Source organism: Streptomyces melanogenes (genome assembly GCF_014649795.1).
In the GTDB taxonomy this organism is placed as follows: Bacteria; Actinomycetota; Actinomycetes; order Streptomycetales; family Streptomycetaceae; genus Streptomyces; species Streptomyces noboritoensis.
Genome location: NZ_BMTS01000024.1, coordinates 42934 through 60190, shown reverse-complemented (window position 1 = coordinate 60190; position 17257 = coordinate 42934). Strand labels below are relative to the sequence as shown.

Here is a 17257-nt window from a genome sequence, read left to right as displayed (position 1 = left end):
CCGTGTTGGCCAAGTGGCCGTCGGGCGTCGCTACCGAGGCTCTACTCCTGATCGGTCGAGTCGTGGGAGTTGAGCCCGTGAGCCCAGCATGCGGCTGCTGCGAGGTCGGGGGCAGTGCCGACAGGGACGTAGGCGAATCCGTCCCATTCCTCCAAGGCCCTGGGTTCCTCGGGCCGACAGTGGCTGGCGCCGCCGTGCAGCGACCGGTGACGCCGGTACTGGTCCATGGGAGGAAGGCGCCGCTTGGTGTACGCGGCGAGCGGGTCGTCGGCATCGACGCGCGGGAGAGCGCGCGACCGCTGGTTCGGCGGTCCGGGTCGGCTGTGCTTGCCCATGCGCTCGATGGTCTCAGGCCGCGATCGTGGTCGGCTGGACAGTGGCGAGATCCTTCGCCCTCGTACGCACCTCGTCGACGCCGCCGTATCCGGCGTGGTGCGAGCCCATAGAGCAGCCCATTCGCTTGGTTCTCGTCCTCTGGCCTGCTGCTCTGCCTGGAGCCCGGGTTGGAGCGGATGAATCCGGTCGCGACTGGCCCAACCGATCCACGTGCAACCGACACCGGAGCCCTCCGGCACAGGTGACCGGGTGAGCCCGCGTGACGCCGGGTCCCCGTCGGCGTTATTGGTTCAGTGCCCCCGGGTGCGGTCCACGCGGACCCGGGTCCTGCTGTCCTGGCCCACCCAGCCGATGAGGTTCCGCCATGCCCCACCGCTTCGGTACGGCCGTCGCCGCCGCCGTCTGCTCCCTTGCCCCGCTCGGGTCGGCCGTGCCCGCAGCGGCCGTGCAACCGGCCGACCACCAACCCAGGCACAGCACCGTCCTGGGAGCCTTCGCAGCCACCCTGCTGTCACCGGCCACAGCCAACTCCCGGCCGCCCGGCGCGAACACAGACCCCGACAGCCCCTGCCTTCCCGGCACGAACCTGCACGACCATCCCCGCCCGGTAGTCCTGATCCACGGCACAGTGGAGAACGCGTACGACAACTGGAACGTCCTCGCACCCGCCCTCGCCAACGCCGGCTACTGCGTCTACGCCCTCAACTACGGCGCCACAGGCAGCCCGCTGAACGCCCTCGGCGCGAAGGCAACCGGACGGATCGAGGACTCGGCCAGGGAACTGGCCACCTACGTCGACCGCGTACTGCGCACCACGGGAGCCCGCAAGGTCGATCTCGTCGGCCACTCCCAGGGAGCGGGCCCCATGCCGCGGCAGTACCTGAAATTCGAGGGCGGCGCCACGAAGGTCCACCGCCTGGTCGGACTTGCTCCGGACAACCACGGCACGACACTGAGCGGACTCGATTCCGCCCTCAAGGCCGTCGCTCCGGTGACGGATGCGGCATTGGGCCCCGCTCCCCTGCAACAGGTGACCGGGTCACCGTTCCAGACCGCGCTGAACGAGGGCGGCGACACCATGCCCGGGGTCAAGTACACCGTCCTGGCCACCGCCTACGACAAGGTCGTCACCCCCTATACCTCGGGCTTCCTCACCGCCCCACCCAACGACCCAGGCGCCGTCACCAATATCACCCTCCAGGACGTGTGCCCCAACGACACATCAGGGCACGCCGACATCCCCTACTCACCCAATGCGGTCAACCTCACCCTCGACGCCCTCGACCCCACCCATCGCGCCACCTGGACCTGCACCAACGTCGTGCCCTTCCCACCACTGCCCTGACCCGACCACCACAAGCCAGCCCACACGCCCGGGGAGACTCCCAGACCCCGACCACCGGACCGGCCCAGCCGGCGGTGGTCCTGCGGCAGACACACCCGAGGCGCAACACTCCAGGCCCAACAGCGGCAGAGGCCATGCCGACCCAGCCACGGTCCACCACCTCCCCCGCCGCCAGGAGGCGCAAGTCTCTCCGGCGCCTCGTAGACCGTTGCCGCTGACCTCCTCAACGTGGCGCATGACGGTCAGGCGCCGCTTGGCCTCACGGTCGAGCGGCGGGGTGGGACTGGACTTGAGACTCACCAGGCACCTGTGACACCCAGTCACCGCTCCGCAGAGAGTGGATCAGAACCACCCACTGACCAGGACCGGAACTGCACTTGTTTCGCCGCGGGCAGCCGGGCCACACAGGCGGTGACCATGTCCGCGGCGCGCCGCACCGCTGGGGCGATCGAGGGCAGACGCCGACCGTCGAGCACCACTGCGGCTACTCCCGCGATGATCTCCCCGGAGGGCGCGCGCACGGGCGCCGCCACGCAGGACACATCCGGCACCGGCCACTCGTAGTCGAAGGCCAAGCTCTGCTCGTGCGCCTTGGCAACCAGCCGTTTCCACTCAGTCCTGGAGCAACAGGCAGGTGGTTCTGTCTCCGGAGTCTCCGCCGCGAACATTCTGTCCCCCGCGTTTCCGTGCGGGGCCAGTACCCCGGCGTGGACCGGGAAGACGTCGTCCACTTCACCCCGTATTCCGCCGACGATCAGGGTGCGTCCCGCGTCGGGGACCGCTATGTTGACGCTCGCCCCCGTGATCGTCATGGCGAGTTGGCGCAGGGGGCGCCGTGCGGCCTCGCGCAGCGCCGGGGCAGGCTGCCAAGCCTGCCCCAGGCGAAACGTCTTCGGCCCCAGCCGGTAGCGCCCGGCCCGGCGCTGCACCGCGCCCACCGCGACGAGCTGGGCCAGCAGCCGATGGGCGGTGGCCTTGGGCAACCCAGCACCGTCCGCCAGCCGGGTCAGCCCCAACTCGCCACCATGCGCGAGTTCTTCGAGCAGCCCGAACGCACCCTCCAGCACGCCGCGCCCCAAAGTGTTCCCCGTACGGTCGGCCACCTGCGAGTCCGGCCTGTCCACCATCAGCTTCCCCCCTCGTAGGCACAGGGCCACAGTCGACCGCACGCTACCTGTGCGCTCTCAACCTCGGGTACCGCAAAACGTGCCGTTCTCCGGCGGCGCCCTTGCCGAAAAGCTCATCCCTGCTGGTGGGAGCGGGTATCGGGAACCTTGGGGAGGTTGACTGTGGCCGGTGGCGCCGTGCTTGCACGGGAACAGAATGCTTCTGATTGGCCGCCGACCGGGTGAACCCAAACATCCGGGTCGCCGTCCGACACGCACCCGTCCGCAACGGCGGATTCACCCGGATTGCCTCGCGCGTCCTGGGTGGGCGGCCTGCCTCGGTCAGGCGGGGAGGGCGGGCTGTTGGCCGTTGAGCAGGGCGATGCCGAGGGGGGTGATGGTGTGGAGGACGGTGTTGCGGTGGCGATCGCTGCGGACGAGGGCGGCTTCGCGCAGCGCGGTGAGGTGCCGACTGGCGTTGGGGGGTGTGGTGTGGGCGGAGCGGGCCAGTTGCCGGGTGGTGGCCGCGCCGTTCGCCGTCGCGTCCAGGAGTTGTGCCCGGGTGGCGCCGAGCAGCACGGTGAGGGCCTTCGTCTCCGCCCCGGGCGGAGCGGGCAGGGCCCAGTCGGGGTCGTGGTCGATGGGGTGGACCAGTACGGGCTGCAGCCGCGGGTCGAGGAGGCTGGTGACGTTGTAGCGGCAGAAGAAGGACGGCTGCAGGACCAGGCCGCGCCCGTGCAGATGCATCTCCTGGTCCACGGGGTAGTCGAGTTCCAGTACCGGATGGCTCCAGCGCGCCGAGGGGTGCAGGGTGCGGAACAGGGCTTCCCAGCCGCCGTCCGCGAGCACCGCCGTGCGTCGCGCCCGGTCGCGGTGCACCTGCGTGCGGATGCGCTCCCAGTAGGGGTTCAGGCAGGCGTCGAAGTAGGTGTCCGCGGCGTGTGCGAGCCGGCCCAGCGTCTCGGAGTCGCCGTCGGCGAGCCGGGCGCACCACGACGGCAGGCGCAGATGGGGGTTCTGCCGACGGAACTCGCCCAGATCGGCGCGGATCGTCTCGCGTCCGGTGGAGCGGAACGCCTCGATCTGAGCGGCACGTGAGGCCCCTCTGGCTGGCGTCAGGAAGTCCGGGCAGTAGCCCTTGGCCGGGGCCAGGGAGGACAGGAGCCGGAGCGATGGGGGGATCCGGGGCAGGGCCTGGGCCCGCCACGGCCCGAAGACCACCCCGGTGTCGCGGCGCTGGAGCCGGTGCAGGCTGATCGACACCTCCCACATCGCATCGGGCTCGTCGGCGAGCGCGGTGCGCGCCAGGTCGTCCCCAGTGAAATGGATCCTCAGCATGGCCCCCGCCCCTTGGCCGCCCGCCCTGCTTGGCTGCCCTTCATGCTCCGGGCCCCGGCGGGCGCGGCACCAGATACTTTTCAGGCTCCCTCTCCCCGCACGGACGGACACCGCTGACCAGGAACATTGCGTACAGCCGCACGCAGCTTCCAGCCTGCGGGAACAGCGCTCCACACTGGGCTGCCAAGAACCGACGAGAACGGCATCAGACCGCGACCGGGCGGCGCCGTCACCGGGGAGCCTTCCCGCTCCGGTCGCCGCCTGCCAGTCCACCCCTACACCCTGGGGGCCGGCCCGCGCGGCAGAACGGCGCGGTGGAACGCTCTGCCGCGCGGGCGGTGGCCGAAGAGAGGAACTGAGGGTGCGTACACGGACGAAGACGGCCGCGGTGGCCGCCCTGACGGCGTTGACGGGGACAGCCTTGACCGGGACAGCCCTGGGCGCGAGTCCCCCACGCGCCGAGCCCTACTGCAACTACATCGACGACAGTGCCCGGCCCATCATCAGGGAGCGCCCGCCCCACACGCAGACACCCGGTGCCGTCCCCCAGGTGCAGTGCCTGATCAACACGTACAGCAACCAAGCCGGCCCTCTCACCGTGGACGGAATCCTCGGTCCCACCACCCGTGCCGCGATCCGCTCCGTCCAGCGCTGCAACCAGGTGAGCGAACCCGCCGGGATCCTCGTCGGACCGTCCACCTGGGAAGTCCTGTACAGCCCCATCCCCGGCTGTGCCCGCCCTCTCTGAAGTCCCCCACCGCATACGGCAACCACCTACAACCAACAGAGAGAAAAGAGGATGCGACCTGCCTTAACCAAGGCCCTTGTCACCGCAACCGCCATCGTCGGTCTCGCGGCCGCAACCCTGACGGGCGCGAGCACGAGCTTCGCGGCCTCCGCGCCTGCCACCCACCCCGCGGTCGCCACACAGGACAGCTCCGTCCTCGCTGTGAACAACCTCGGCCTGAACACAGATCGGGCCGAGAACTGGCAGTGCTGGCTGTGGAGCAGGGGCCAGAACCCCGGCACGATCGACGGACAGCTGGGCCCCAACAGCTGGAAGGCCGCACAGAGGGAGTTCGGGTTCACGGGCAGCGACGTCGACGGGATCGTCGGACCCAAGACCATCAAGGGGCTGCAGAAGCACCTGAACTACTGGGGCGGCTACAACCTTGCCGTCGACGGGCAGGCCGGGCCGGCAACCAGGGCCGCGTTCTGGGACTTCAACGCCTACGGCTGCTGAGCCGTATCGGAGCGCCTCGCGGGCTGGCCGGACGGGCGAACACCCGTCCGGCCAGCCCGCGCCTCCGCTGGCGCCCGGATCTCGGCGTACCCGCCGACGCGTTCCCCACCTCGGGACGCGCGCCTCTGCCCGCGGTCTTCAACCGCTGCCACAGCGTTTCGTGGTTCATGCCGCGCTCGGCCGGGATCTCATCGAGATCCTCTGGCCCCGGCGGTGCTGTCCGCCGGCTCCTCACGGTATGGCGAGAGCGAGGCGTTTGACTTCGCGGAGGGTGGGGGCGGTCTGGATGCTCTGGATGCCGGGGAGTTGGCCGATGCGCCGGTCGACGTAGTCGTAAAGGTCGGCCGGGGTGCGGAAGATGCCACTGGCCACGAGGTTCGAGTCACCGGTGACGGCGGCGGCGAAGGCGATCTCCGGATGGGTGGCCAGTGCCTCCCCGACGGAGCGCAGGTGTGCGGGGGTGACGTTCAGCCAGATCCGGGTGGCCATGCGGTAGCCGAGCAGCTGAGGGTCGAAGTCGACGGCGAGGCTCAGGGCCCCTGCGCCCCGGAGGCGGTCCAGGTGGCGCTGGATGCTGGAGGGTGAGCGGTCGGCGGCCGCGGCGAGTTCGGGCAGGGGCGCGCGGCCGTCACGGGCCAGTTCGGCGAACAGGGTGTGGTCGGTGGCGTCCAAGGGCACGCGAGTCGCAGCGGAGGTGCCGGAATCCACCGCGGTGTTGTCGTCGGCCCGGAACCGGGTGGCGTGCCACGTGCTGGTGGCTCCGACGAAGATCCGCAGCATGCAGTGGGCGCTCATGGAGAGCACCTGCGGGGTGCGCGGGAGCTTCCGCAGCAGCGGGTTGTCGTGTTGGCCGGACACGGGAACGTTCACGGCGCAGTACAGCTCGGTGCCGCCCGAGGCCAACGTGACCCAGTAGGTGTCCGGGCGGCGGGCGAGCGCCTCGGCCATGGTTCCGGCGGCATCCGGGGTGCAGTGCAGCCGCAACAGCCAGCGGGCCAGGCCGAGGCGGGAGGCCACGGGCTGACCGACGACCCGCAGGCCCAGGGCGCGCAGGCGCTGGTACCTGCGGATGATGGTGCGTTCGGAGACGCCGAGATCACGTGCGATGCGGCTGAAGTGGGCCCGGCCGTCGACCTGGAGGGCATGGAGGAGGCGCTGGTCGAGATCGTCCGACACACGTGAATCCACCGGTAGTTGCCTCTCCTGCGCCTGTTTCTTCCACATCCCAAGGTACGGCTTGGGAGCGGCGCGTACGGGCTCGGATAGTGGAGCGGTCCCTCCCCTCCCACCCGAGCCCCCACATGTCCGCGTCACCCGACGAAAGCTGTACCCATGCGTATCCGGAGACCGCTGGCCCCGCGGTCCGCCTCGGCACCTCATGCCGCTCGTCGGTCACCATCGCGATCGTGGTGACGGCCGGAGAACAACCGCAGCCGGGTGAGCGCCACCGCAGTCGCCCCGCATGTACGCCAAACCACCCCGACAGCACCCACCGGCATCAAAGGTGCCGAAGACATCAAAGAGATCGAAGAAGCCCAACGCACCTACCACACAGGGAAACCCCACATGGCCTCCAACCCCATCCCCGTCATCGACCTCAGCCCCTGGACAGCGGGCGACCGCGCAGGCCGCAAGCGCCTGGCCGGCCAAGTCGACCGAGCCCTCCAAGCCACCGGGTTCCTCCTGCTGACCGGGCACGGCGTCGCACCGCAGCTGCCCGGACGGCTGCGCACCGCCGCGCAGGACCTCTTCCACCTGCCGCCGCCCGTCAAGGCGCGTTACGCCCAGAGCACGGACCGACGCGGATGGATCGGCCGCGAGAAGGTGGTCACCGCCCGGTCGGAGGGCACCTGGACCCCACCGGACCTGCTGGAGGTCTGGTCGTGCGCCGCCGACTCCGCCACCCGCCCCGGGCAGACACGATGGCTGCCAGACCGCTGGCCCCTCGAAGTGCCGGACCTGCACCCGCTGGTCAACGAGTACACCGAGCGGATGCGCAGTCTGGCCGATACCGTCCTCGAGGTCATGGCGACGGCCCTGGACCGGCCCGCCGACTTCTTCACTCGCCACACCACGCGCCCGAACTGGGACTTCATCATCAACTGGTACCCACCGGCCGACGAGACCGGTCCCGCCGCCCCCGGCCAGTTCCGCATCGGACCACACACCGACTTCGGCCTCATCACCCTCTTGGACCGGCAGCCCGGCAAGGGCGGCCTTCAGGTGCACGACGACACGGACGGCTGGCAGGACGGCTGGCAGGACGCCCCGCACATGCCCGGCGCGATCACTGTCAACATCGGTGACCTGATGGCCCGTTGGACCGCAGACCGCTGGCGCTCGGGCCGCCATCGCGTCCTGCCCCCGTCGCCCGATGCCCCGCAGGAGGAACTGACCTCGCTGGTGTACTTCCACGCCTGCGCACCCGACACCACCATCACCTCGCTGCCGGCGCCGACAGGCCGCACGTCCTACCCGCCCGTACGCGCCGGCGATTACTTACGCGACAAGATGCAGGCTATTTACACCACCGGTTGAAATCCCCGCCCGCCTAGGAGGTCGCTTCCTCCTGTTGTCTCATCCCGGAATATCGGGGTGATGGGCTGCGCACCCACGTGCGCATCCGTGTCCAGGGCGGTGAGTATCGCGACGTGCGGAGGCGCCGACAGGGCCCGCAGCACGGTCAGTCCGTGCGCATCCGCCGCCCGCACATCAAATATCGCCACATCGCGGGTCGGCCTGATCACTTCTCTGCATGGAACTTGGGCCCGGGGCAGCTCCACCCGCAGCGGCTTCATCACCATGGCGACCCCTCACGGCAGGTCGCCCGCCCAAGCCACAACACAAAATATCAAGATCGCTTCGTCGGGCAGGAGCCGTTCAGCGCCCGGCCCGGGGCTCTCCCGTTGAACAGGCTCAAGGGCTGGGTTGCCCAGCCCTTGAGCCTGTTCTCGGTCAACCCGGCTTCGCCGGCTGGTCGGCCCGGCGGACTCCGCCGCGCCAGCCAGCACTGGGCAACTCCGCGCGGCAGGTCACCGCGACGAGGCTCTGGTGGACGGCCTCGACGAGGACGCGACCGAGTCCGACGAGAGCGACGCGCCGATCTGACAGGCAATGCCGATCTTGGGGCCGGAGCCTGCTCGGGGGACGCTCCCCCGCCCGGCCTTCTGACCAGAATCACCCAAGTACATGACTCCTGACCGCCGAGACGAACTCGTCGATGGAGACCTTCCCGTCCTTGTCCGTGTCGATGGCCTGGTAGGCCTCGCCCACGGCGTCTGCGGGGGCGCCGATGACCGTGAGCCACGTGCTGAATTCATCCTGGCTGATCATTCCGTCGCCGTCGACGTCGCACAGGTTGGCACAGGCGTACACGTACGGCGCCATCACCTCGGCGAAGCCCACACCACCGCGGTCGGTGATCGCCGCCTTCGACGCCGCGACGAACTCCTCGCGGCTCAACGCGCCGCTCTTGACGTCGGCCTTGCTCACGATGTACTCGTACACGCCTATATAGCTCTGCTTGAGCACGAGCGCGCGCGGCGATTCCGGGTCGGAGCCGAAAGCGCGAATAAGCCTGTTGGCCTCCTGCTCGAAATCGGAACGGTCGATGCGGCCGTCCTGGTTCACGTCGAACTGGTCGAAGCGCAACTCGAAGATCTGCCCCTTGCCGGCTGTCGCCATTTTCCGCCTCCACGTGAATCGGTGAATTGACGATCGAATGTGGAATGAGCGTTTCCCGATAGAGATCTCGATGTCGCCCCATGAACCTAAACGCGCCGATGGCATACTCACAAGCAGTCATTCAGGCCATACCGGCGGAGGCTGGAGTGAGCGCTGCGAACACCTTTAGGCTCTGCGGCTCATGTGAACTGCGACTGGCCAGACCGCAGGAGCGCAAGGTCGTACTACCGGCCCCGCGTACACACCCGCCCCGATACCGAAAGAGGGACGGCCGCAGCCTCGACAGCTCTCAACCGAGACAGCACACTGAGGCTGGCGGCATTCACACAGTCGGCCCGTCACCAGATGTCGTCCCTCTCGCAGCACCCCTACCGGACGAATCACCAAGCCAGCGAAAGGAATTTGCAGGCGTCCGCCGGTTCACGGCGATTCCGGGCGTCCGGCCATCACCTCGTCTGTCATGCCCTCGCTCGACGCACTCGCCAGGCTGCTCGAAACCCTGGATCTCTATGCACAGCTGTTCCCTCACGGCTATCCGCCTCATCTTTCAGGCTGGCACCGCCCGGCCGTTTTCGCCCCATGACCAAGCCGGAGAGCAAGACCTCCCCCGGCCGACGGCCTTGTAGACGAGAGCGGGGCGCAGAAGTCATCGCAGTGGGCCGGCGCGGATAGCACCACGGCACCAGAGCGCAGGTCGCAGACGTTGCGCCTCGACGCGGTGATGTTCGTCCGCGGCACACTCGCCGCTGCCCTCGCCCACACACAACCCTCATAACGGCTACCGCCAGCACCCGCCGGGCGCAGGTCACCCCAAGGCCCCCACCAGCACCCTCTCCAGCTCCTCGGCCAGCTCGATCAGTGCGTCCACGTCCTCTGCCAGGACGGACGCCTGCGCCCGCCACAGCCCGTGCACGGTCGATGTGCGCAGGAGCCGGGCCTCCAGGGTGAACTCGGGGTGGGCGCCGAGTCGCGCGGCCAACCGCAGGAGCATCGCGCGGCACTTGCTGCGATCGCTCGTCCGCGCGGACCGCCAGTCGAGGCGGTCCAGGGCGAAGACCAGCCGGTGCAGCGGTCCGTCCGGGACGGGGGCCTCATCCGGGCCGGTCCGCTTCGCCGCCACGGCGAAGGCGTCGAGTACCTGGGCCAGCCGCTCCTCACCCTCGGGTGAGGCGGCGGTGACGATCAGGCTGTCCAGCGCCATCTGCCACTCCGCGCGCTCGCGCGCGCCGATGGCCGCCGCGGCGAGCGCCTGCGGGACATCGGGGTGATACGGGTGCCAGAAGCGGAGCTTGGCCAGGGCGCAGCACCGCGACCGGGCGACGGGTCCGGTGGCGGCACCGATGAGCAACTCGGCGTAGGCGGAGCGGTGCTGTTCGGGGACGTGCCAGGCGAAGGTGGCGAGTTCATGGACGATGTGGTGCTCGCCCGTGCGGACCGAAGCGCGCAGCAGCCGCCATATTCTCGGCTCGTCAAGGAGACCACCGGCAAGCCACACGCACACCCGCGCCACGACGGGACGATGGCCTTCGGCCTCCCAGACATCGGCGACCACCCCCGCTGCGGCCGCGGTCAACGTAGTGAGGAACCGTGCCTGCTCTTTGGTAGTGGCCGTCAACCCGTCGGCCGTGTCATCGGCTGCGACCAGCAGCGCCCGCAGGCCTGCAGCCGCGGCCTCCGGCCGTCTGCTCGGCGGTATGCGCCGCGCGCAGCGCCGTATCGCCGTCATCACCCGGTCGGCCGTCTCGTTGCGCTCCCAGGACGTCTCACCGTCGTGGGGAAAGTCCTGCAGCAGCAGCGTGTGCAGCGACACTTCGGGGTCGTCGCCGAACGGCAGCGCGCTGAGGGCGGCCCGCGCCACGAACGGGTGCCGTGAGTCGAGGTACGGGCCGGTCAGCACGGGGTCCGCACGGAACAGGCGGGCGAGTTCGCGGGCGGCCTCGCGCCCGGCTCGGGTCGGCCGGGCGGCGGTGGCATCCCGAACGAGCAGGGCCGCGTACCGCTCGCGCTGAGCGGATGTCCAGCGCTGGTAGGGGGTGGGGCCCGTGGTGGGACGGTGGTGGGTGGGCAGGTGGAGGGGGCCGTGCGCTGCCCAGAGTCCCTCCAGGAGTTCGGGCCGCCGCCATTGCGCCCACTGCCGCATACGGGGGTGCCGCAGGCTGTTGGGCGTGTGGTCCAGTATTTCCTGGAAGGCGGCGCTGCGGGTACGGCGGTCGGCGAGCAGCGCGTCGACCGCCCGGCGGGCATCGTCCTCATCGCCCTCGCGCACCGCCGTGTGCAGGGCCGTGAGTATGGCCGGGGCGGCCCCGACGATACGGAACAGTTCGATCGCGGGGGTGAAGTGCCCTTGGTCGGCCGCGGCGGTCATCGCGGGTTCCAGGTGCGGGTAGCGGACCCGCACCCGGTCGCCGGGAAGCCATTGCAGGCCGTACTCCGCCGGCCGTGGTCGCAGCCAGCACGCACGCAGGGTCTGTGCCGCGAAGTCGGCCACCGCCCGGTCCTCGTGGGTGAGGAGCGTGCCCGCAAGCCAGGCCACTCCCCGGGCAAGGTCGCCCTCCGGGTCCGGGGCGGCGAGCAGGCCGTGGACGAGCCGGTCGAGCGCGGGTACGGCACGGGCATGGAAGCGGGCGACGGGCGTTTCAGCGAGTGCCCGGAGCGCGGTGTCGCGGATTCCGGCGCCGTCGTCTTTGGGCAGCCGGTCGGCGAGCAGGGGCAGCAGGTCGTCCAGGGTGTGCTCGCCCGAGTCCGCGGCCGCGCACTCGATCAGCAGCCGGTAGCCGCAGCGCCGGTCTTCGGCCTGGGGGCGGCAGGTCAGTTCCAGCAGCTCGTCGCGGACCTCGGCCAGGGAGATCAGGGGCGCGAGGTCGTGAACGGTCCACTCGTCGTGGCGGCCGCCCGTCTCGGCTTCCCGCCGCAGCCGCCGGGCCTCCCGCGCCCGGTGCTCGTGCGGCAGCAGCATCAGCAGGGGGACCAGACCGGTGCCGACGTCACGAGGGCCGAACGGCTTTGCCGCGCACGCCGCCTCGTACAGACGGCTGCGCTGTCGTACGGGCGCGGCGGCCAGAAGCCGGCGGAGACCGAGGCACCCCTGTGTATCCGCCGTGCGGACCAGTGCGGCCAGTTCGGCCGAGGTGGTCGGTTCGTCCGGCCCGGTGCCGCCGGTTGCCCCGGCCGGTCCGGCGAGCCCTGCCGGGTCGGCAGACTCGGCCAGAAGGAGGCGGCGCAGAGTGCGCCGCATGCGCCGCCCCGAGAGGCGGGCTGCGCCCAACGGGCTCGCGGCCTCAGCACCCGGCTGTCCGTCCGACGCCTGGGCGAAGCCGCGCCCGTGCGCCTCGGCGACGACCAGGTCAGGGTGGCGCCGCGCGAGCAGGCGCCGGTGGCAGATCTCGTCCCACAGCTCGGGCAGCCGCTCCCCCACCGTCTGTGCACCGCAGGCGGGCAGCAGCAGGGCCTCCTCACCCGTACCGAACGCGCCGCGCACCGGCTCCCGCAACGCCTCGGCCAGTTCACGGAGGCCGCGTTGCCGGATCTTCCAGTAGAGCACCATACGGTCGTCGTCGGGGGCATCCAGGACGGCCCGGACGACGCGCGCCGGGGCGAGCCGCACCAGCTCCCGCGAGTGCAGGACCCGGCGACGCAGTGCGGTACCGCCCTCGGCGAGAGCCCGCTCCAGAAGCTCCGCGTGGTGGGTCATACGCGCCAGGTCGACGGCGAGGACCCGCTGCTCCTCCTCGCCGCTGCTCCACAACTCCTCCAGCACGCTGTCCACTTCACCACGCGCGGACAGCACCCGGGCCCGCGCCGCGAGCTCGGGCACGCGGCCGACGGGAGACAACTCCCCCACGGCTCGCAGCAGGCTGAGGGCCGGGGAGGCCGGGGGTACCGGAGGTATGTGCATACGCGGCAGTCTGCCCCAGCGGAGATCAACGCCGCACCGACATAAACGTCGGCGCCTTCGTCAGGGCGAGGGCGGGCATACCCCGGGTGCCGCAGGACGCCGAGATGACCGAGGGGTTCCGGATCCGGCAGGCGGACACCAGCACGCCCGTGACCGCCTAACCCGGTGCCGCCAGTCACATCAGCACACCCCCACCAACTGCCCACCAACTCAGAACCAGTCCGCTCAGCGGAATCCTGAGTGACAGGTGCCGGTGGCGAAACCACACTGCCCGGTGAGCGGCAGGCCCGTACACGCATCCGAAACGGGCCGCTGCTCCGAACAGCAGATGACCAACACGTTGTGACATAAGTTGGACGCGGGGGACAGATGTCGACAGCGAGCAAGGACTGCTTATCGATCTGTGTGGGCCGTGAAGGGGACCTCGGCCTGCTGGAAGAGGCGTTGGACAGAGCGCTGCGAGGACACGGCACGGCGATCCTGCTGACCGGCGAGGAGGGCGCCGGCAAGTCCCGGCTGGTGCGGGAGGTGGCGGAGGCCGCCCGCAGCCGGGCCATGCGCGTACTGCTCGGCCGGAGCAGCCCGGTCAGCCCCGCCGTACCGCTGCGGCCCCTCAGCGAGGCCCTTGCTTGTCTCTTCCGTGACGGAGAGGGCCCGGACAGCCGGACGCTGGGGCCGTATCGCGCCATTCTCGGCCGTGTCGTACCCGAATACGCGCACGTACGACTCGCCACCGGGAGGCGGTCCCCCGGGCTTCGGGAGGGGGAGGGAACCGTCGTCGGCTGCCACGGTCCGCAGCACTCGCCCGTGCTCCTGGCCGAGTCCGTGCTGCGTCTGGTGTCCGCGGCCGGAGCGGGTTCGGGGAGTCTGCTCGTCCTGGAGGACCTGCACGACGCCGATCCGGCGACGCTGGCCGTGGTGGAGTACCTGGCGGACAACATCGCCGGGCAGGGCACCGTGCTGCTGGCGACCTTCCGGTCCGGCCCGGGCGCACCGTGGGACCTCGCCCGGGCCCTGGCGCGGCGGCGCGCGGGCACACTGCTGACCCTGCGCGGGCTGAGTCGTACCGAGGTGGCGCGGCTCGCGGCGTCCCGCCTCGGCATCGGGAGCGACGGGGTGCCGTACAACGTCGTGGAACGCCTGTACCGGGACAGCGGCGGAAACCTCTTCGTCGCCGAGGAGTTGCTGCGTACCCTGGTCGGTTCCGGCGCGCTCGTGACCGGTCCGCAGGGCTGCCGGCTGGTGGCAGGGGTGCGTTGCCCCGTGCCCGCGGCGGTCGAGCACAGCATCGCGCGGCGGGCGGCACGGCTGGGGCCGGAGGGACACCGGCTGCTGTCCGCCGCGGCGGTGATCGGCGAAAGGTTCCCGGTGTCGGTGCTGCGCCAGGCGTGGGGGCTGTCCGAGGCGCGGCTGTTCGCGCGGTTGCGTGCGGCGGGGGCGGCGGGGCTGATCACGGCGGACGACCGTGCCTGCGACTGGTACGGCTTCCGTGGTGCGCTGACCGCCGCGGCGCTGTTGGGGCAGCTCACCCCGGCGGATCGGGCCGCGGTGGCCCGCCGCACCGCCGAGGCGGTGGCCGAGCTGCATCCCGGGCTACCGGGCCCGTGGTGCCCCTTCGCTGCCGAACTCCGGCTGTCCGCCGACGACCGGCCGGGGGCCGCGTCGTTGTTCGCCACGGCCGGGCGCCGGGCCCTGTCGGCGGGTCGGGCCTCCCTCGCCGTGGAACAGCTGACGCGGGCATGGGAGTTGCTCGGCGCGGCCGACGAACCGCGGGTGCTGGTCGATGTCCTCGATGAGCTGCTGGCCGCGCTGGCGGAGAGCGGGCGGGCCGATCACGGGCTCCGACTCGCCTCCGCGCTGGAGGAGCTGGACGGGCCCGGGGTGGCGGGAGTCCATCTGGCGCGCCTGCATACCCGGCTCGCCTGGCTTTCGCAGGCCGACGGGCAGCCTGAGGTGGGGCTGGCCCATGTGGACGCCGCACGGTGCGCGTTGGGCCCGGAGGCGGAGGGCAGGCACACCGCCCCGCTCGACGCGGTCGAGGCCCAGTTGACGCTCCACACCCCGCCGACGGCCGGTCGGCTCGCCGAGCAGGCCACGGACAAGGCCGAGCGCACCGGGCTGACGGTCGTCGCCTGCCGGGCCTGGCGGGTACGCGGTCAACTCGCCCTGCAGCGCGGCTCGCAGGAAGCGTCGCACTGCTTCACCCGGATGCACACCCTCGCGGATACCCATGAGCTGCCGCTGTGGCGCATGCACGCCATGCTGCAACTCGCCGGACAGCATTGTCTGGTGGACGGCGAGCGCGACGCCCTGCTGCGGGTGCGCCGACAGGCCGGGCGCATCGGGGCGCGGGCCGTGCACACCTCCGCCGACCTCATACTGGCGCTGGATCACGTGCTGCGGGGCGAGTATCCGGAGGCCCGGCAACTCACCGACGCGTATCGGGCACGGGAGGAACAGCCGGGGTTCACCGGCGCCGACGCGCGCTGCCTGGCGGCGGTGCGGGCCATCGGCGCGGCCCACCAGGGCAGGCGCGACATACTGGAAGAGCACCTGGGCGCGTCGCTCGGCACGGACGCACCGCCCTCGCCGTGGGCGTCGCTGGCCCAGGGCCTGGGCGGGGTCGTCTGCGCGCTGTTGGAAGAGGACCGCGACCTGGCCCGGCTGACGCTGGAGCGGGCGACGGCCGAGGACGCCGTACATCCGGCGCCCTATCCCCTGACCGGACAGTACGGCCTGGCCCTGCTGCTGGAGGCGCTGACCGCCGAGGCGGACCCGGACCGCCCCGACCGGCCGGACCCGGGCGAGGCGGGCCGACTTCGCTGGAACCGGCAGTTCGTGCTGCTGGCCCGAGCCGTCCGGCTGGGGAGGTACGGGCGTGGCGAGGAAGCGGCCGATGCCGTGGTGGAGGCCGAGGCACTGGCGCAGCCGTATCCGCCGGCCGCGCATCTCGGACTGCGCCTGGTCGCCGAGGCCGCGCAGGCGGACGGCTGGGGCGATCCGGTGCTCTGGCTGCGCGGGGCCGAGCAGTACTTCCACGGGGCGGGAGTCGCGGCCGTGGCCGGGGCGTGCCGCAGTCTGCTGCGACGCGCCGGTGCGGTGGTGCCTCACCGCACCGGCGACGGGCAGGTGCCGCAGGTGCTGCGCGTGCTCGGTGTCACGCCACGGGAGTACGAGGTGCTGCGGCTCCTGGCCGACCGGCTCGACAACCGCGCGCTGGCCGCCCGGCTGTGCATCTCGCCGCGCACCGTCGAGAAACATGTCGCCAGCCTGATCAGCAAGTGCGAGCAGCCCAATCGGGCGGCGCTCAACGCGTATGCGGCCCGGATCCGGCAGGACGAGAGATGGGGGGAAAGGCGATGAGCAGAGGCGATGACGGACAGGCCGGCTCGACCGATCAGCGGTCCGTCGGCTCCTCGTCCCGTCCGTCGTGCACCAGCGTCTTCTCCAGCCAGGCGACGACGGTCGACGCTGCCTCGTCCGGCGCGGGCATCGTGATGCCCGCCGCGTTCTCCCGCCGCCACAGCTCGAAGACCACCTGCTCCTGGGGCTCCACGACCGTATGACCGTCGGCCCGCAGCGTGGCGACGTGGCGGCGGGTGGGCTCCTTGGTCCACATGGTGCGGTTCATGTTCGGGAAGAACAGCACCGGGCGTTCGGCGGCCAGCAGGGCGGTCTGGGCCGGGGTCGCGGCCAGGCCGAGGGCTGTGGCCGCGAGTGTGTTCGCCGTGGCCGGCAGCACGACGACGGCCGCGGAGCGCTTCGCGAACTCGACGGGGTTCAGGGCGGGATCGTCGCTGGTGCAGGTCTCGTCGGCGTACCAGGCGACGAGTTGGGGCTGGACGAACCGGGCGGCGTCGGCGGTCAGGAGAACCCGCAGACCCAGATCGATCTCCTGGCGCAACCACGTCAGGTAGAGGGGCAACTGACTCGCCGCGCTGGAACCGCAGACGATGACTGAGAGGGCGTCGTCTCGCATGCCCTCCACCCTGCCGCCCCGATCCGCGTCCCGCATGGGGGTGCGGCCCCCATCTGTGGCCGCCGGCCGGGACCCGAAGATGGGGGCCGCACCCCCATGCGCCGACGGCGGGCCCGGTGCCAGTGTGGGCCGCCGAGCCGCCCACCCGGCAGTGCTCGGCACGATCGACACCAGGTACCTGGGGAGGTGAAACCCATGAAGAAGATCACCGTTCGCAAGACCGGCGCCATCAAGCTCACGTCATCCGCGCAGGCCTACAGCTTCGTCGGCTGCTGACGCCGCCCATCCGCACCCCTGTCCGCCGTACCGCAGCGGCCGGGGGTGCGGGTTT

12 protein-coding genes are annotated in these 17257 nt (G+C 71.1%); 5 read left to right on the top strand and 7 right to left on the bottom strand.

Features of this window, described 5'->3' with window-relative positions:
- Nucleotides 1–41 precede the first annotated feature (41 nt).
- Nucleotides 42–335: a DUF6087 family protein gene (locus IE252_RS44040; protein ID WP_268248449.1), complete on the bottom strand. Its 294-nt coding sequence runs from the start codon at nt 333–335 to the stop codon at nt 42–44.
- A gap of 365 nt (nt 336–700) precedes the next feature.
- Here IE252_RS44040 and IE252_RS35210 point away from each other — a divergent pair, with 365 nt between their 5' ends.
- The gene (locus tag IE252_RS35210; protein ID WP_190093540.1) at nt 701–1681 is read left to right on the top strand and encodes an esterase/lipase family protein; all 981 of its coding nucleotides are present in this window, start codon (nt 701–703) and stop codon (nt 1679–1681) included.
- A gap of 320 nt (nt 1682–2001) precedes the next feature.
- Here the strand turns inward: IE252_RS35210 and IE252_RS35205 are convergent, their stop codons facing one another.
- Both IE252_RS35205 and IE252_RS35200 read right to left on the bottom strand, forming a co-directional pair.
- Nucleotides 2002–2808 (bottom strand): IclR family transcriptional regulator, encoded by an 807-nt coding sequence (locus tag IE252_RS35205; protein WP_190093539.1) that lies wholly within the window; start codon nt 2806–2808, stop codon nt 2002–2004.
- Between the two features lie 321 nt (nt 2809–3129).
- The gene (locus IE252_RS35200; RefSeq protein ID WP_190093538.1) at nt 3130–4125 is read right to left on the bottom strand and encodes an ArsR/SmtB family transcription factor; all 996 of its coding nucleotides are present in this window, start codon (nt 4123–4125) and stop codon (nt 3130–3132) included.
- Nucleotides 4126–4486: 361 nt separating this feature from the next.
- Between IE252_RS35200 and IE252_RS35195 the strand changes: the two genes are divergently transcribed.
- Both IE252_RS35195 and IE252_RS35190 read left to right on the top strand, forming a co-directional pair.
- The gene (locus tag IE252_RS35195) at nt 4487–4873 is read left to right on the top strand and encodes a peptidoglycan-binding domain-containing protein (protein ID WP_190093537.1); all 387 of its coding nucleotides are present in this window, start codon (nt 4487–4489) and stop codon (nt 4871–4873) included.
- Between the two features lie 51 nt (nt 4874–4924).
- A complete protein-coding gene (locus IE252_RS35190) occupies nt 4925–5368 on the top strand; it encodes a peptidoglycan-binding domain-containing protein (RefSeq protein ID WP_190093536.1) in 444 nt (147 codons plus the stop codon).
- A gap of 231 nt (nt 5369–5599) precedes the next feature.
- Here the strand turns inward: IE252_RS35190 and IE252_RS35185 are convergent, their stop codons facing one another.
- A complete protein-coding gene (locus tag IE252_RS35185; protein ID WP_229848995.1) occupies nt 5600–6544 on the bottom strand; it encodes an Lrp/AsnC family transcriptional regulator in 945 nt (314 codons plus the stop codon).
- A 390-nt stretch (nt 6545–6934) separates the two neighbouring features.
- Between IE252_RS35185 and IE252_RS35180 the strand changes: the two genes are divergently transcribed.
- Entirely contained in the window at nt 6935–7906 is a 972-nt protein-coding gene (locus IE252_RS35180) for an isopenicillin N synthase family dioxygenase (protein WP_190093534.1), read from the top strand.
- Between the two features lie 639 nt (nt 7907–8545).
- Here IE252_RS35180 and IE252_RS35175 read toward each other — a convergent pair.
- Both IE252_RS35175 and IE252_RS35170 read right to left on the bottom strand, forming a co-directional pair.
- A complete protein-coding gene (locus tag IE252_RS35175) occupies nt 8546–9052 on the bottom strand; it encodes an EF-hand domain-containing protein (RefSeq protein ID WP_190093533.1) in 507 nt (168 codons plus the stop codon).
- Nucleotides 9053–9857: 805 nt separating this feature from the next.
- A complete protein-coding gene (locus tag IE252_RS35170) occupies nt 9858–12947 on the bottom strand; it encodes a hypothetical protein (protein ID WP_190093532.1) in 3090 nt (1029 codons plus the stop codon).
- Nucleotides 12948–13316: 369 nt separating this feature from the next.
- Here IE252_RS35170 and IE252_RS35165 point away from each other — a divergent pair, with 369 nt between their 5' ends.
- Nucleotides 13317–16310, top strand: a complete 2994-nt coding sequence (locus IE252_RS35165) for a helix-turn-helix transcriptional regulator (protein WP_190093531.1) — start codon at nt 13317–13319, stop codon at nt 16308–16310.
- A gap of 34 nt (nt 16311–16344) precedes the next feature.
- Here IE252_RS35165 and IE252_RS35160 read toward each other — a convergent pair whose 3' ends face one another.
- On the bottom strand, nt 16345–16926 hold the full coding sequence (locus IE252_RS35160) for a flavoprotein (RefSeq protein WP_190093530.1): 582 nt from the start codon (nt 16924–16926) through the stop codon (nt 16345–16347).
- Nucleotides 16927–17257 lie beyond the last annotated feature (331 nt).

What these genes read in the sequence shown, in the direction of transcription:
- IE252_RS44040 (WP_268248449.1), bottom strand. Translation starts at nt 335, where the DNA reads ATGGGCAAGCACAGCCGACCCGGACCGCCGAACCAGCGGTCGCGCGCT.
- IE252_RS35210 (WP_190093540.1), top strand. Translation starts at nt 701, where the DNA reads ATGCCCCACCGCTTCGGTACGGCCGTCGCCGCCGCCGTCTGCTCCCTT.
- IE252_RS35205 (WP_190093539.1), bottom strand. Translation starts at nt 2,808, where the DNA reads ATGGTGGACAGGCCGGACTCGCAGGTGGCCGACCGTACGGGGAACACT.
- IE252_RS35200 (WP_190093538.1), bottom strand. Translation starts at nt 4,125, where the DNA reads ATGCTGAGGATCCATTTCACTGGGGACGACCTGGCGCGCACCGCGCTC.
- IE252_RS35190 (WP_190093536.1), top strand. Translation starts at nt 4,925, where the DNA reads ATGCGACCTGCCTTAACCAAGGCCCTTGTCACCGCAACCGCCATCGTC.
- IE252_RS35180 (WP_190093534.1), top strand. Translation starts at nt 6,935, where the DNA reads ATGGCCTCCAACCCCATCCCCGTCATCGACCTCAGCCCCTGGACAGCG.
- IE252_RS35175 (WP_190093533.1), bottom strand. Translation starts at nt 9,052, where the DNA reads ATGGCGACAGCCGGCAAGGGGCAGATCTTCGAGTTGCGCTTCGACCAG.
- IE252_RS35170 (WP_190093532.1), bottom strand. Translation starts at nt 12,947, where the DNA reads ATGCACATACCTCCGGTACCCCCGGCCTCCCCGGCCCTCAGCCTGCTG.
- IE252_RS35165 (WP_190093531.1), top strand. Translation starts at nt 13,317, where the DNA reads ATGTCGACAGCGAGCAAGGACTGCTTATCGATCTGTGTGGGCCGTGAA.
- IE252_RS35160 (WP_190093530.1), bottom strand. Translation starts at nt 16,926, where the DNA reads ATGCGAGACGACGCCCTCTCAGTCATCGTCTGCGGTTCCAGCGCGGCG.